The following is a 13,018-nucleotide window of genomic DNA, read 5'->3' on the forward strand; positions in this document are numbered from 1 at the left end:
CGGCATCCCTGCCGCGCGGTCTTAGTAGTCCACCGACGCGTTCAGCGTTGCGCCGTTACTGCGAATCAGCTTCTGATACCAAAAGAAGCTTTTTTTGCGGTAGCGTGCCAGGTCCTTTAACGCTTTTTCATCGCGGTTCACATAAATAAATCCGTAACGTTTGCTGATGCCCTGATGGGTACTCACCAGATCAATAGCAGACCACGGGCAATAACCGAACAGCTCGACGCCATCGGCAATGGCCAGCTGCAGCTGAGCGATATGCTCACGCAGATAGTCGATACGGTAATCATCATGCACCTTGTTGTCGGCCGCCAGGGTATCAAACGCCCCTAAGCCATTTTCGGTAACGATGAGCGGCAAGGCATAACGTGCATAAATCTGGCGCGCGGTGATGCGAAAGCCTACCGGATCGATATACCAGCCAAACTGATTTTGCTGCAGATGCGGATTATTACAGCCCACGTAGACGGAGCGGTCGATGCCGGCCATTTGCTGATCGGCATGGGGCCGACTGTCGGGGTCATGATGTTCGCACTCTGCCCCGACGGTGGCCGAAGCATAATAGTTAAAGGCGATAAAATCGGGCTGACCGGCGGCGATGATGGCCATATCCTCATCCTCGATCGTCGGAAGCCAGCCGCGCTGTTTTAAGAAAGCCCATACCACAGGGTTGTAGCGCCCGTGAACGGCTAAATCCAGATAGAGCCAGTTACGGATTGCAGAGAAATTGTCCGCCGCCAGCACATCCTCTGGCCGCGAGCTTGCCGCATAGACGCAGGAGATATTCGGTGCCGGGCCAATTTTAGCGTCTGGCAAGCGTTCGTGGCAGGCAATCATCGCCTTTGCCTGCGCCAGCATCATGTGGTGATTTTGCTGATACAGGGTTTTCTGTGGATCGGCGGTGCCAGGCGGTAACGTCCCGATCACGTCGCCTTTCAAAATCATCATGTTCTGTTCGTTGATGGTCAGCCAGTATTTGACCTGGCTGCCATACTGCTCAAAACAGGTAATGGCAAAACGTTCAAACGCCGCTACCGTGCGGCGAGAAGACCAGCCTCCGTCCTGCTGCAGGGCCCAGGGCAGATCGAAGTGATAAAGCGTGACCAGCGGTGTAATGCCGTGCCGGCAAATCTCATCAATTAACTGCTGGTAAAAGGCCACGCCCGCCTCGTTTAACGCGCCGTCGCCTTCAGGATAAAGACGGCTCCAGGCGATGGAGAAGCGGTAGGTTTTTAGTCCCATTTCCGCCAGCAGGGCGATATCCTCTTTAAAGCGGTGGTAGTGGTCACTGCAAACGGTAAAATCCGTAATTGCCTGGCTGAACGTGGCTTTGTCGATAACCGACGGCCCTTTACCATCTGCATCCCATCCGCCCTCCACCTGATATGCCGAGGTCGAGGCGCCCCAGAGAAAACCGTCCGGAAATGCGGTCAGTGTCGAATGTTGCATAAAATCTCCTTTTTTAACGTGCGGCAAGCTCCCGACGCAGTTGAATAATTTCTTCTGCCAGCTCGCGGCAAAGCATCGCGTTCATCAGGTGATCCTGGGCGTGAACCATAATCAGGTTGACCGGGATTTTTCCGCTGCCCTCATCAGCACCGATGAGCCGGGTCTGTATCTGATGCGCCGCCTTTGCCGCCGCCGTCGCGGCGGTCAGCATGCTGTCTGCTCGTTCCCAGTTTTGCTGACGAGCTGCACGCAACGCTTCCATCGAGCAGGAGCGCGCTTCGCCCGCCTGAATAATCAGTTCGATTACCGTGCTTTCATCGATTTCCATGCATTACTCCTTTACCGGTTGTGCTGCACTCAGTTCCTGCTGCAGCAGTTGACGCTCGTACATTTTAAAAAACGGGTAGTAAATCAACGTGGCAATCGTCACCAGCACGGCAATCAGCACGATGACGCGCCAGTCCCAGCCGGTTGACCAGGCCGCACCAATTGGGGCTGGCGTGGTCCACGGTGCCAGCGAGATGACGTGGTTAATCAGATTGGTTTTAGTGGCGACCCAGGCAATGACGGCATTGACCAAGGGAGCAAGAACGAAGGGAATAAACAGAATGGGGTTCATCACGACAGGCGAGCCAAAAATAACCGGCTCGTTGATGTTGAACATACTGGGCACGATGCTGAGTTTGCCAATGGAGCGCAGATGGGCAGACTGGCTTCGCAAATAAAGTAATACCAGCCCCATGGTGGAACCGGAACCGCCAATTACGATAAAAAACTGCCAAAAGGGTTCGATAAACACATGGCTGACAGGCTCACCCGCATTCAGTGCCTGCTGGTTCAGGCCGAGATTGGTCAGCCAGAAGGCCTGCAAAATCCCGCCGACAATCACGGCACCGTGAATGCCTGCGAACCACAACAGGTGGCACAGCAAGACGGCGACCAGCACGGCGGGCAGTGAATCCGACGCGGAGATGATCGGAGAGAAGATCGCCATGATGGCCTGCGGCAGCAGCATGCCAAACTGTGCCTGTACCCACAGGCTAAGCGGAAATAAGGTAATAAAAATGGTAATGATGGGAATGAGCAGGTCAAAGGACTGACGAATTTTCGGCGGCACCTGTTCGGGTAATTTAAAGCCGATGTTGTGTTTCTGCAAAAAGTGCATCAGCTCCGTGGCAAAAAGCGCGACCAGAATGGCGGTAAAAATCCCCTCCCCGCCCAGCGATCCTACCGGCAGCATTTTGCCCGTTTGCGGTGCGGCCACGACCAGAAACGCCATCAGCGACAGGCTGGCCGCCATAAAGCCGTTCATCTTATAGCTGTTTGCCAGGTTGTAGGCGATAGCACTGGCGATATAGAGCGCCATAATGCCCATCGTCATGTTGTACGGCATCATGATTTGTTCTTCATGTGCCTTGACCATGCCGAGCCACCACTGTGCGAAGGCCCAACTGCTGTCTGCCGAAAAAGGAGGATGCGCAAACAGCAGCATGAAGGAACCCACAATCAGAAACGGCATTGAGGCAATAAATCCATCGCGGATGGCGATGACGTGGCGCTGGCTGGAGAGGCGCCCCGCCAGCGGACTGATGCGGTTTTCGATAACGCCGAATAACGATTCGCTTAAGCGGCTCATCCCTTAACTCCTGCTCAGGAAAACGAGAATAACGCTGCACAGGCAAATACAGGCCTGCGATATATTTTTCAGTTTCTTACTCATCAGGGATGAATAAGCTTAAGTGCATCACTTAATATCTTTTCACCCTTCATCATTCCGTAATCCATGCTGTTAATCACTGCGATGGGTTTACTGTGTTGTTGGGCGACAGGCTCAAAATCCGCCAGCTTATATTTAATTTGCGGCCCCAGCAGGCAGCAGTCATAGTCGGCAATAAGATCAGTAAACTCTTCAATTCCCACAGCTTTTATCTCTACCGCTATGCCTTGTTCTTTAGCGGCTTTTTCCATTTTCTGTACCACCATACTGGTGGACATTCCGGCGGCGCAGCACAGCAAAATCTTTGGCATTGTTAATTCCTCCGTGTGATGAATGATTAACGAATACACAGGGTAAAGATTTTCTGCAACCGGTTTCAGATTTGCATGTCAGAAGTGTGAGAAATATCAAAACGTACCGGCATCGCTGTTGAGCAATAAAACCTTCAACAGGCGCGATCATTTTCTGACCCTGAACATCGTCACGGCAGAGATAAAAATCGATGGGGTTGCGGCGTCAGAAATTAACGCGACGACGTGGCTGCGCGTGCTGTTAACAATAAGATTTCACTGCTGTTCAGGCGCGCAAGCCTTATAATGCGTCAGAGCAATCCGATACCGTCCAGCGTGATGAGTGCCCCGACGGCAATTAGCTATACTGGTTTTATAAAAAAGGAACACTCATCCATTTCGTGATGTGCGAACCGGGAGAAGGAGTCGGTTATGTTGATTGGTTTTGTATTGTTGGTAAGCGCCTGTGGACATGATGCCTGTGAAGCGTTGCCGGTGTCGGAGCGCATCTATCCAACGAAAGCCGCCTGTGAAGTCATGGCAAACCGCATTCATAAAGTCCGCCCAAACGTGGTGCTGCTTTGTGGTGAAGTGCATCGTTCAGATAACTGAACAGGCGCAAGGACACAAAAACAGGCAGACAACATTGCAAGGATGCCGTTTAGCGTTCAAAATATAAGCTGTTTTACACCAACACAGTCGTGAATCCCATGAAAAGTAGTCGTCCCCGCCGTCCAACTGGGCGTTGGGTTTATTACATTTTGTATGAAGGCATTCTGTGGCCCTGTCCGGTACGCTGGGAATGGGAAAGCGCCTATGGCGGTTGGCTTCCGTTCTACTATTCGCCAACATTTGAATTTGTGGCGGGCGATCCCGGCAAGGCTTACCGTATTGCGCGCAGCGACGTGCGGACTAAGCGTGGAGAAGAGATGTATGCCTGACGTGTCAGGTGGCGTTCCAGGGAAACCAGGATGCGGTAAGCAGAAAGTAGAGTAACTCCAGCAGCAGTACCACCATTAGCAGCACACCAAGCTTGTGGCGAGAAAGCCACGATTTCATGCGCATATTATCGCTGTCCCCTCATTCGACAACAGTACGTCACGCGTTACTGGCAAGACGAACCGCCTTTTCCCGTGTTTTGCAGAACCGCCTGCCCCTGCGACGATTGGATGCAGCACACGAAGATGCGCCCGCAGGCGCATCTGAATTCGGCACGATCACCGATGACATCACGACCAATTGCATCACGAAAAGTGACGCAGGATCGTCGTCAGTTGTTCAGGGTGTAGTCGAGCGTGATTTCTGCATTCAGCACCTGAGAAACCGGACAGCCTGCTTTGGCTTTATTGATGATTTCATCAAAGGTGTCGTTATCAATGCCCGGCAGAGAAACGGTGCTGGTTAAGGCGATTTTGGTGATCGCGAAACCTTCACCTTTTTTATCCAGCGAGACGTCTGCAGTGGTATCGATGCTTTCAGGCTTATGGCCAGCGTTACCCAACATCAGCGACAGCGCCATAGAGAAACAGGCCGCATGTGCCGCACCAATCAGCTCTTCTGGGTTAGTGCCTTTTTGTCCTTCAAAGCGGGTGTTAAAGCCGTAGGGCTGTTGATTCAGTACGCCGCTCTCGGTGCTGACTGTGCCTTTGCCTTTAATATCGCCTTCCCAATGCGCCGAGCCTTTCTTATGAATGGTCATGTCATTCCTCCTGTTGGTAAAGAAGGTAAGTATAGACAACGCATCTGATTTCGCAGCGGGCGACTATGCCGGACGCAGATTGGCTTCCTGCAGGAGCGCATTTGCCTGCACCAGCGAAGCCTGGGTGATATCGGCAATGCGCTTCGCGCCGGTTAAGGTCATCGCGACTTTCATCTCTTTTTCAATCAGCGTCAATAAATGCTCAACGCCGCGCTGTCCCTGTGTCGCCAGCGCATAGATAAAGGCGCGCCCCAGCAGGACGCTGTCTGCGCCCAACGCAATCATACGCACCACATCCAGTCCATTACGAATACCGCTGTCGGCAAGGATCGTGATATCGCCTTTGACCGCATCCGCAATCGCAGGTAAGGCACGCGCCGAGGACAGCACGCCGTCCAGCTGGCGTCCGCCATGGTTAGAAACCACGATACCGTCAGCGCCAAAGCGCACCGCGTCACGGGCGTCCTCAGGGTCCAGAATGCCTTTGATCACCATCGGGCCATCCCAGAAATCACGAATCCACTCCAGATCCTGCCAGGAAATGGAAGGATCAAAGTTCTTCGCCAGCCAGCCAATATAGTCCTCCAGGCCGGTAGGCTTGCCGAGATAGGTGGAGATATTCCCCAGATCGTGCGGCCTGCCCTGTAATCCTACATCCAGTGCCCACTTTGGATGGGTGATGGCCTGCCAGTATCGCCGCAGTGCGGCATTTTCACCGCTCATGCCCGAATGCGCATCGCGATAACGCGCGCCCGGCGTCGGCATGTCCACGGTAAATACCAGCGTAGAGCAGCCCGCCGCTTTGGCCCGCTCCAGCGCGTTGCGCATGAAGCCTCTGTCCCGCAGCACATAGAGCTGGAACCACATAGGGCGATTGATCTGCGGGGCAACCTCTTCAATAGGGCACACAGAGACGGTGGACAGCGTGAAAGGAATGCCTTTGCCTGCGGCGGCGCGGGCAGCCTGCACTTCGCCCCGACGAGCATACATGCCGCACAGCCCGACCGGTGCCAGCGCCACGGGCATTGACAGCGTTTCATTAAACAGGGTGGTTTCGAGACTGAGTTCGGACATGTTGCGCAGGATGCGCTGGCGCAGCGCCACCTCCGAGAGATCGGCGACGTTGCGCTGTAATGTGTGCTCCGCATAAGCCCCGCCATCCAGATAGTGAAACAGGAAAGGCGGCAAAATACGTTGTGCAGCGGCGCGGTAGTCACTGGCGGCAGAAATGATCATCAGTGTGTCTCCTTGTGGTTGTCCAGGTGATGGCCTGGTAAACGCGTAATACGCGCCTGTCTGGCTTCATCTTCATCAAGCGTTTTCATCGTGGTATGAACAAAACCAAGATGATCCATCGCCGCTAAGCGGGCGGCCTCGGCATCACCCAGTAAAATGGCGTCAAGCATTGCCCTGTGCTGAACGGTGAGGCGGTCGAAAATCGCCGGGCTGGTGTACATCAACCTGCGGCTGTGCAACATCGAGGACTGCAGCAAATCAAAAAATCCGCGCATGGTTTGTAGCAGCACCACGTTATGCGAGGCTTCCGCGATAGCGAGGTGAAAGCGCAGATCGGCCTGACCGGCCAGATGGGGATCGTCGCTCTCCTTTAACGCCAGCGTGGCGTCAAAAGCGTACTGCAGTCGTTCCTTATCTGACTCTGTTGCCCGAAGTGCCGCATGCCATGCGGTGCTGGCTTCAATCGCGTGGCGCGCTTCCAGAATGTCATAGCGGTAATCCGGATCGTTGGCCAACAGCTGACGAATCGGCTCAACAATGCGCTGTTCAGACCAGGGCTCCTGGGGCTGACGCAGCCAGGTGCCGTCGCCGCGTCGGCTCGTCAATATTCCGCTGCTGATAAGCTGCTGAATAGCTTCGCGCAGCGACGAGCGCGAGACGCCAAGCGCCGCAGCCAACTGGCGCTCGGCAGGCAAACGCATGCCGGGCTCAAGCTGATGGTCGCGAATATACTGTTGGAGCCGAACCCGCAGCGGATCGGCGGACGGCAGTAAGTTTGGTGTCATGGGATCATCCAGGGAAAAACGTAAGCCTGAAGCGTGGTAATGATGCCCACCAGGCAGGTAAATATCAGGCTGTGCTTGACGGTAAAACGGAACAGATCCGACTCCCTGCCTACCAGCCCGACGGCGGCACAGGCAATGGCTATCGACTGCGGCGAGATCATCTTACCGGTCACGCCCCCGGTGGTATTTGCCGCCACCAGCAGGATATCGGAAACGCCGATCTGCTGCGCGGTCGTCGCCTGCAAGGCGGCAAACAGGGCATTCGATGACGTATCCGAGCCGGTCAGAAACACGCCGAGCCAGCCCAGGAAAGGCGAGAAGAAGGTAAACGCATGGCCGGTGTGGGCCAATGCCAGCGCCAGCGTGGCAGAGAGGCCGGAGTAGTTAGAGATAAAAGCAAACGCCAACACCATCCCGATGGAGTAGATGGGCAACATGAGCTCTTTCAGGGTTTCTGCAAAGGTCACTACCGCAGTCCGGGGCTTCATCTTCAGGAAGATGATAGCCACGAGGGCGGCAACCAGAATAGCCGTACCGGTTGCCGAGAGCAGGTCGAGTTTAAAAATGGCCGGCCAGCTACTGGGCTGCGCGACCACCGGCGGCATTCTGGTTACCCAGCCATCAAGGCCGGGCACAGGGAGGCTGAGCACCGATTCCGCTAAGGCCCCGCCTTTTGCGAACAGCGCTTTAAAAGGTGGAATGCTCCATAACGTGACGGTTGCCGTCAGAAACAGGAACGGCATCCAGGCGCGCACCACCTGCCCTGTCGTGTATTTTTGCCGGTTCACAGGCTGGCCCGCGTGCGGGCTTTCTGTTTCGCTGAAGCGAAAGATGCGCACCGGCTGCCAGACGCGCAAAAACAGCGTCAGCGAAATGAGTGAGGCGAGCGAGGAGATAATATCGGGCAGCTCCGGCCCCAGAAAGTTGGAGCTGAGGAACTGGGCAATCGCGAACGATCCCCCCGCCACAATCACGGCGGGCCAGGTTTCTTTGACACCGCGCCAGCCATCCATAATCGCCATGATCCAGAACAGCACGACGATCGTCAGTAGCGGAAGCTGACGGCCTGCCATCTGACCGATGGCAAAGCTGTCCAGCCCGGTCACCTGGCCCGCCACAACTATCGGGATCCCCATCGCGCCAAACGCCACGGGCGCAGTATTGACGATCAGGCACAAGCCTGCGGCATAGAGCGGATTAAAACCGAGCCCCACCAGCAGCGCGGCCGTGATGGCGACCGGCGCGCCGAAACCTGCCGCACCTTCTAAAAAGGCGCCAAAAGAGAACCCCACAATCAACATCTGTAAGCGCTGATCGGGCGTGATCGATAAGATGGAAGCGCGGATGATGTCGAACTGACCTGTCTTAACCGAGATCTTATAAACAAAAACCGCCGCCACGATGATCCAGGCGATGGGCCACAGGCCGTACATAAAACCGTAAACCGTTGACGCCAGCGCCTGCTGTAGCGGCATGCGATACAGCAACAGCGCGACCAGCAGCGCAAGGACGACCGTGAGCGTGGCGGCCTGATAGCCTTTCATCTTTAACCTGATTAACGCAAAGAAGAAAAACAGAACAGGAAGCAAAGCAATCAGGCTGGAGAGCCAGATATTGTTGAGCGGATCGTAATTTTGCTGCCAGATCTGCATGCCATGATCTCCATAAGAGGATGAAAGCGATGCGCGATCGACAAACCCAGGTGGCGCATCTGTCACTTCAGCCGCGCCGATTGGTCCTACCAATCTGGTAATCAGCGCTTGCTTGCTACAGATACTTAACCCGCTGTTAACTCTAGGCAACAGTTACTGCACTATTTTTAACGTTATGTGAGCCGCTGAAAACGTTTTGCTGGTTTGGTAGGACCAATTACCGTTCAGGAAAAGCCTGTTTGTAGCTTTCTGGATGAAAACGCAGGTTCAGGCCGATCAGCATGACCGTTACGCTCCCCTGCAACAGCCAGATAGAGGAAAAGTGGCCCGTAAGTTCATGCAATTGCCCGGCAAGAAACGGCATACTGCCCGCGATAATAAAGCCGACGCCCTGCATGAATGCCACCAGACGCGCCCCGGCCTGAGGATGCGCCAGGTGGTCCAGCGCCAGCACCAGGGCAAGGGGAAATGCGCCGCCCAGGCCAACGCCTGCAATCCCTGCCCACAGCCAGGCTGGGTAGAGCGGTGCCACCAGCAGGCCTGTTAATCCGCAGAGCTGGAGTGCCAGCGTCAGCAGAAGCAGCGGTCGCCTGTCCGCCCCCCGCACCAGCAGGGGAAACACCAGGGCACCGGCAACCTGACAGGCAATCATCACGCCCAGCAGGCCGCCGCCCGCCTGCGCGCTCCAGCCCTGTTGATGATAAAAATCCGGCAGCCAGGCCACACAGATGGCGTAGCCGCCGTTTACTAACCCAAAGCTCAGCGCCAGCATCCATGCGCGCGTATTGCGCCAGACCGAGGGCATAACGGCTGATGTCTGCCGGGACGGGGACACCGTAGGAATCCTCCACCACAGCATGACGGCCAGCAGCGCAGGCACACTCCAGCTGCTGAGCGCACCCTGCCAGCCCAGGTGCGCACTGATCCACGGCGTCATCGCCGCGCCCAGCCCACCGCCGCCCATTAGCGCCGCCGCCCAAAGCCCGGTGATCATGGCGCTGCGCTGCGTAAAGCGCTGACGGATCAACCCCGGCATGGCCATTTGTACAATCCCGATGCCGATACCGCCAGGAACCGTGCTCCACACCAGCCAGGCGCCTTGCGCGATAAAAAACCGGCTGGCCAGCGCCAGTACTAACAGCGCCAGCCCGCTACACAGCATCCTACGTAGCGGGATACGTTGCAGCAGCGGCGCGCTCACTAAGGCTATTGCCCCCATCATCATCATGGGAATCGCGGGCAGAAGTGAGGCCGCCAGCGAAGATAATCCAATACTTTCCCGTAGCTGCTCCAGCAGTGGACTAACGGATGTCATCAGTGGCCGCATGTTCAGTCCGGCCAGTATCAGGGCGGCAATCATCAAAAAAGGGTCTTTTTTCATAGGGGATCCTGGAATTAAACGTTGTCAGCCTGACAGCAGCGATTACTATTTGGAAATGAAATAACAGGATGACAGGCAGTGGAAAAATGAATCGCCAGCCCATGTTTACGCCCCAACAGCTGTTGAGCTTTGTTGCCGTATGCGAAACCACCAGCTTTACCCGCGCCGCCGAACGGGTTCACCTGTCGCAATCGACGGTCAGCCAACAGGTGCGGCGGCTGGAAGAGATGGTCGGTAAAACGCTGCTGGCACGCTCGTCCCACCTGGTGCAGATCACGGAAGAAGGCGAAAAACTGCTGGGCTATGCCCGCCGGATCATTGCCCTGAACGGTGAAGCCCACGATGTACTGAGCGATAAGTGGCGCGATGGCATCCTGCGCCTTGGCGTTCCGGAAGACTTCGCCGCCCCCACAGCGGGACTGCTGGCGCGGTTCAGCCGCGAACATCCGCACCTGCGGCTGGATGTCATGAGCGGAATGCAGGTGGAACTGCGGCGCGCCTGGCAACGGGAAGAGCTGGATATCATGCTGATCAAGCAGCCTTACGGTGAGCGCCCACTGGCTTCGCGCCCGGAGCCGCTGCTGTGGCTGGACAGCGCCGCGCATCCCTGCTTCGAGCAGTCGCCGGTTCCGCTGGTGTTGTTTCCGCAACTGGGGCTGTACCGGGAGGAGATCTGCCAGACGCTGGATTTACTTGGTCGCAGCTGGCGGATTGGGTACAGCAGTGCCAGCCTGGTGGCACTCTCCGCCGCCAGCGCCCAGGGCTTAGGGATAACGCTGCTGCCGGCCAGCTGTCGCTTACCTTCGCATCGGGTTCTGGATAGCCAACAGGGTTTACCGGTGATTGATACGTTTGAGCTGGCGCTGTTTTGTCGTCAGCCCGAAGATGTGCTGCAGCGCCAGCTGGCGGATGCCCTGGCCGACTTCGCCGGTCTGAACTGGCAGTGATTTTTTAAATAGCAGGCAGTGGAAAACAACCCAGCAGAGAAAGCCGCAGTTTGTCAGATTAAAGACTCACTCACTTTCGCAGGAGTCGCTGATGCAGACCGCTTTACCTACCAGCCGCCGCCGCTTTCTCCGCCAGGGGGTTCGCCTGACCGCCGCCAGCAGTATGATCATGGCCGGAATGACCGCCCCGGGTATGGCCGCCAACCGCAGCGCACCGCCCGCGTCCTCTGGCAAAGCTTTGCCGCAAACCGATCACTACGTTTTACGTAATGTAGTGCTTGAAGAGGGCTTCGGACGTGACGGTGACGAGATTGTTGAGACGAAAACGGCGCGCTACGACATCACACTTCGCGATGGTCGATTTCATCAGATCAGTCCGGCCGGACAAGGTGACCGTTCACTGCCGTTTTGGGATGCGCAAGGTGCGCTGCTGCTGCCGTCTACGCAGGATATGCACATCCATCTCGACAAAACCTTTTACGGCGGCCCCTGGCAGGCACCGCGGCCGCGTAAAGGCAAAACGATTATGGACATGATTGCCCGCGAACAGGTGCTGATTCCACAGCTGCTGCCCACCTCTCAGGCCCGGGCCGAAGGGCTTATCGCCCTGCTGAACGCCATGGGCACGACCCGGGCGCGCAGCCATTGTAATATCGATCCGGTCAGCGGCCTGCAAAGCCTGGAACATCTGCAGGCCGCGCTGGCAAACCATCCCGATTTCCCCTGTGAGATTGTCGCCTTCCCCCAGCATGGATTGCTGCATTCTCAGGTTGATGGGCTGATGCGCGAGGCCATGCAATCTGGCGTGCAGTACGTTGGCGGACTCGATCCCACCCATGTGGATGGCGCGATGGAAAAATCCCTGGATGCCATGTTCCAGATTGCGCTCGACTACCAGCGCGGTGTCGATATCCATCTGCATGAAACCTCTGCTGCTGGCGTGCAGGCGATTCGCTACATGATTAAGACCGTGCAGAATAATCCCTCGTTACGCGGTAAGGTCACCCTCAGTCATGGTTTTGCGCTGGCAACCCTACAGGGCGCAGAGCTGGACAAGATGATTGCCGATCTGGCCGAGCAGCAGTTCAGCATTGCCTCCACGCTGCCCATCGGCAAGCTGACCATGCCCGTGCCACAGTTGCAGGCGGCAGGGGTAAACGTCATGACGGGCACCGACAGCGTGATCGATCACTGGTCGCCATTTGGCACCGGCAGCATGCTGGAAAAGGCCAATTTATATGCCCAGCTGTACGGGGGATCGGATGAATTCTCTTTAAGCCGCGCGCTGGCGATTGCGACTGATGGCGTGCTTCCGCTTTCTGCCAGCGGCGAACGCCAGTGGCCGCGCATCGGCGACAGCGCCAACATGATGCTGGTTGAGGCCAGTTGTTCGGCGGAAGCGGTGGCACGGATTTCTCCCGTGATAGCGAGTTTCTCGCGGGGTAAACCGCAGTTTGTGCGACAGCAGGTTTAACGCAGATGCGCCTCACTTTACGCAACGGCGCTAAAGTGAGGCGCGGACATCTCAGGCACAGCGATGTTAAGCCCGGCCAGCCTCCCTCTTTTTCGACATTAACTCCATCGCCAGCGCATAGAGCGGCGCGCCGTCAGGGGCAACAGGATCGTCTTCTGCATAACATCCGATCATAGAGGCAACTTTATCTGCCGATAAGGTTTCGCCATAAAGATGGAGCGTCAGGACAGCACGACCAACGATTTTTAGTACGTCTTCATGCAAGATCTGCGGGATATTATTCAATGAAAAAACCCTCTGCCAGTGGTTATATCGATCTATGTCGCTCAATATAAAGGAGTTACTCAATGATTTTTACAGGGGCTGAAGCCAATACTTTTACATT

General features: G+C 56.1%; 14 protein-coding genes. 4 read left to right on the forward strand and 10 right to left on the reverse strand.

Features of this window, described 5'->3' with window-relative positions; translation table 11 throughout:
• Positions 1–21 precede the first annotated feature (21 nt).
• The 4 genes from NXS97_RS08425 to NXS97_RS08440 all read right to left on the reverse strand — a co-directional run bounded on the left by NXS97_RS08425 (position 22) and on the right by NXS97_RS08440 (position 3,480).
• Positions 22–1,452, reverse strand: coding sequence for a glycoside hydrolase family 1 protein (locus tag NXS97_RS08425; RefSeq protein WP_072136482.1), 1,431 nt, complete (start codon positions 1,450–1,452; stop codon positions 22–24).
• Positions 1,453–1,465: 13 nt separating this feature from the next.
• Entirely contained in the window at positions 1,466–1,780 is a 315-nt protein-coding gene (locus NXS97_RS08430) for a PTS lactose/cellobiose transporter subunit IIA (protein ID WP_013024822.1), read from the reverse strand.
• A gap of 3 nt (positions 1,781–1,783) precedes the next feature.
• Positions 1,784–3,088 carry a PTS cellobiose transporter subunit IIC gene (locus tag NXS97_RS08435; protein WP_014606472.1) on the reverse strand — a complete coding sequence of 435 codons (1,305 nt, stop codon included), beginning with the start codon at positions 3,086–3,088 and terminating at the stop codon, positions 1,784–1,786.
• Positions 3,089–3,171: 83 nt separating this feature from the next.
• Positions 3,172–3,480, reverse strand: coding sequence for a PTS sugar transporter subunit IIB (locus tag NXS97_RS08440; protein WP_015700865.1), 309 nt, complete (start codon positions 3,478–3,480; stop codon positions 3,172–3,174).
• A 411-nt stretch (positions 3,481–3,891) separates the two neighbouring features.
• On the opposite strand from NXS97_RS08440, the gene NXS97_RS08445 reads away from it, so the two are divergent.
• Together NXS97_RS08445 and NXS97_RS08450 are read left to right on the forward strand one after the other, a co-directional pair.
• On the forward strand, positions 3,892–4,071 hold the full coding sequence (locus NXS97_RS08445) for a hypothetical protein (protein ID WP_013024819.1): 180 nt from the start codon (positions 3,892–3,894) through the stop codon (positions 4,069–4,071).
• Between the two features lie 98 nt (positions 4,072–4,169).
• Positions 4,170–4,400, forward strand: a complete 231-nt coding sequence (locus NXS97_RS08450) for a hypothetical protein (RefSeq protein ID WP_014606474.1) — start codon at positions 4,170–4,172, stop codon at positions 4,398–4,400.
• Positions 4,401–4,729: 329 nt separating this feature from the next.
• Here the strand turns inward: NXS97_RS08450 and NXS97_RS08455 are convergent, their stop codons facing one another.
• The 5 genes from NXS97_RS08455 to NXS97_RS08475 all read right to left on the reverse strand — a co-directional run bounded on the left by NXS97_RS08455 (position 4,730) and on the right by NXS97_RS08475 (position 10,212).
• The gene (locus NXS97_RS08455) at positions 4,730–5,158 is read right to left on the reverse strand and encodes an OsmC family protein (protein WP_014606475.1); all 429 of its coding nucleotides are present in this window, start codon (positions 5,156–5,158) and stop codon (positions 4,730–4,732) included.
• Between the two features lie 63 nt (positions 5,159–5,221).
• On the reverse strand, positions 5,222–6,394 hold the full coding sequence (gene lldD, locus NXS97_RS08460; protein ID WP_013024816.1) for an FMN-dependent L-lactate dehydrogenase LldD: 1,173 nt from the start codon (positions 6,392–6,394) through the stop codon (positions 5,222–5,224).
• The gene (gene lldR / locus NXS97_RS08465; protein WP_116219495.1) at positions 6,394–7,179 is read right to left on the reverse strand and encodes a transcriptional regulator LldR; all 786 of its coding nucleotides are present in this window, start codon (positions 7,177–7,179) and stop codon (positions 6,394–6,396) included. Before lldR ends, lldD begins: the two co-directional genes overlap by 1 nt.
• Positions 7,176–8,831 carry an L-lactate permease gene (lldP, locus tag NXS97_RS08470; protein ID WP_116219494.1) on the reverse strand — a complete coding sequence of 552 codons (1,656 nt, stop codon included), beginning with the start codon at positions 8,829–8,831 and terminating at the stop codon, positions 7,176–7,178. Before lldP ends, lldR begins: the two co-directional genes overlap by 4 nt.
• Positions 8,832–9,048: 217 nt before the next feature.
• Complete coding sequence (locus NXS97_RS08475; protein ID WP_014593037.1) at positions 9,049–10,212, reverse strand: cyanate transporter; 1,164 nt, start codon at positions 10,210–10,212, stop codon at positions 9,049–9,051.
• Positions 10,213–10,298: 86 nt separating this feature from the next.
• Between NXS97_RS08475 and NXS97_RS08480 the strand changes: the two genes are divergently transcribed.
• Positions 10,299–11,159, forward strand: a complete 861-nt coding sequence (locus tag NXS97_RS08480) for a LysR family transcriptional regulator (RefSeq protein WP_041930717.1) — start codon at positions 10,299–10,301, stop codon at positions 11,157–11,159.
• Between the two features lie 91 nt (positions 11,160–11,250).
• On the forward strand, positions 11,251–12,633 hold the full coding sequence (locus tag NXS97_RS08485) for an amidohydrolase (RefSeq protein WP_014593035.1): 1,383 nt from the start codon (positions 11,251–11,253) through the stop codon (positions 12,631–12,633).
• Between the two features lie 66 nt (positions 12,634–12,699).
• On the opposite strand, the gene NXS97_RS08490 is transcribed toward NXS97_RS08485, so the two are convergent.
• Positions 12,700–12,918: a hypothetical protein gene (locus NXS97_RS08490; protein ID WP_014606481.1), complete on the reverse strand. Its 219-nt coding sequence runs from the start codon at positions 12,916–12,918 to the stop codon at positions 12,700–12,702.
• Between the last annotated feature and the right edge of the window lie 100 nt (positions 12,919–13,018).

This window comes from Pantoea sp. B623 (assembly GCF_024814475.1).
Lineage (GTDB): Bacteria > Pseudomonadota > Gammaproteobacteria > Enterobacterales > Enterobacteriaceae > Pantoea > Pantoea ananatis.

What these genes read in the sequence shown, in the direction of transcription:
- NXS97_RS08485 (WP_014593035.1), top strand. Translation starts at nt 11,251, where the DNA reads ATGCAGACCGCTTTACCTACCAGCCGCCGCCGCTTTCTCCGCCAGGGG.
- NXS97_RS08475 (WP_014593037.1), bottom strand. Translation starts at nt 10,212, where the DNA reads ATGAAAAAAGACCCTTTTTTGATGATTGCCGCCCTGATACTGGCCGGA.
- NXS97_RS08440 (WP_015700865.1), bottom strand. Translation starts at nt 3,480, where the DNA reads ATGCCAAAGATTTTGCTGTGCTGCGCCGCCGGAATGTCCACCAGTATG.
- lldD (WP_013024816.1), bottom strand. Translation starts at nt 6,394, where the DNA reads ATGATCATTTCTGCCGCCAGTGACTACCGCGCCGCTGCACAACGTATT.
- NXS97_RS08445 (WP_013024819.1), top strand. Translation starts at nt 3,892, where the DNA reads ATGTTGATTGGTTTTGTATTGTTGGTAAGCGCCTGTGGACATGATGCC.
- NXS97_RS08425 (WP_072136482.1), bottom strand. Translation starts at nt 1,452, where the DNA reads ATGCAACATTCGACACTGACCGCATTTCCGGACGGTTTTCTCTGGGGC.
- NXS97_RS08435 (WP_014606472.1), bottom strand. Translation starts at nt 3,088, where the DNA reads ATGAGCCGCTTAAGCGAATCGTTATTCGGCGTTATCGAAAACCGCATC.
- NXS97_RS08455 (WP_014606475.1), bottom strand. Translation starts at nt 5,158, where the DNA reads ATGACCATTCATAAGAAAGGCTCGGCGCATTGGGAAGGCGATATTAAA.
- lldR (WP_116219495.1), bottom strand. Translation starts at nt 7,179, where the DNA reads ATGACACCAAACTTACTGCCGTCCGCCGATCCGCTGCGGGTTCGGCTC.
- NXS97_RS08450 (WP_014606474.1), top strand. Translation starts at nt 4,170, where the DNA reads ATGAAAAGTAGTCGTCCCCGCCGTCCAACTGGGCGTTGGGTTTATTAC.
- lldP (WP_116219494.1), bottom strand. Translation starts at nt 8,831, where the DNA reads ATGCAGATCTGGCAGCAAAATTACGATCCGCTCAACAATATCTGGCTC.
- NXS97_RS08430 (WP_013024822.1), bottom strand. Translation starts at nt 1,780, where the DNA reads ATGGAAATCGATGAAAGCACGGTAATCGAACTGATTATTCAGGCGGGC.
- NXS97_RS08480 (WP_041930717.1), top strand. Translation starts at nt 10,299, where the DNA reads ATGAATCGCCAGCCCATGTTTACGCCCCAACAGCTGTTGAGCTTTGTT.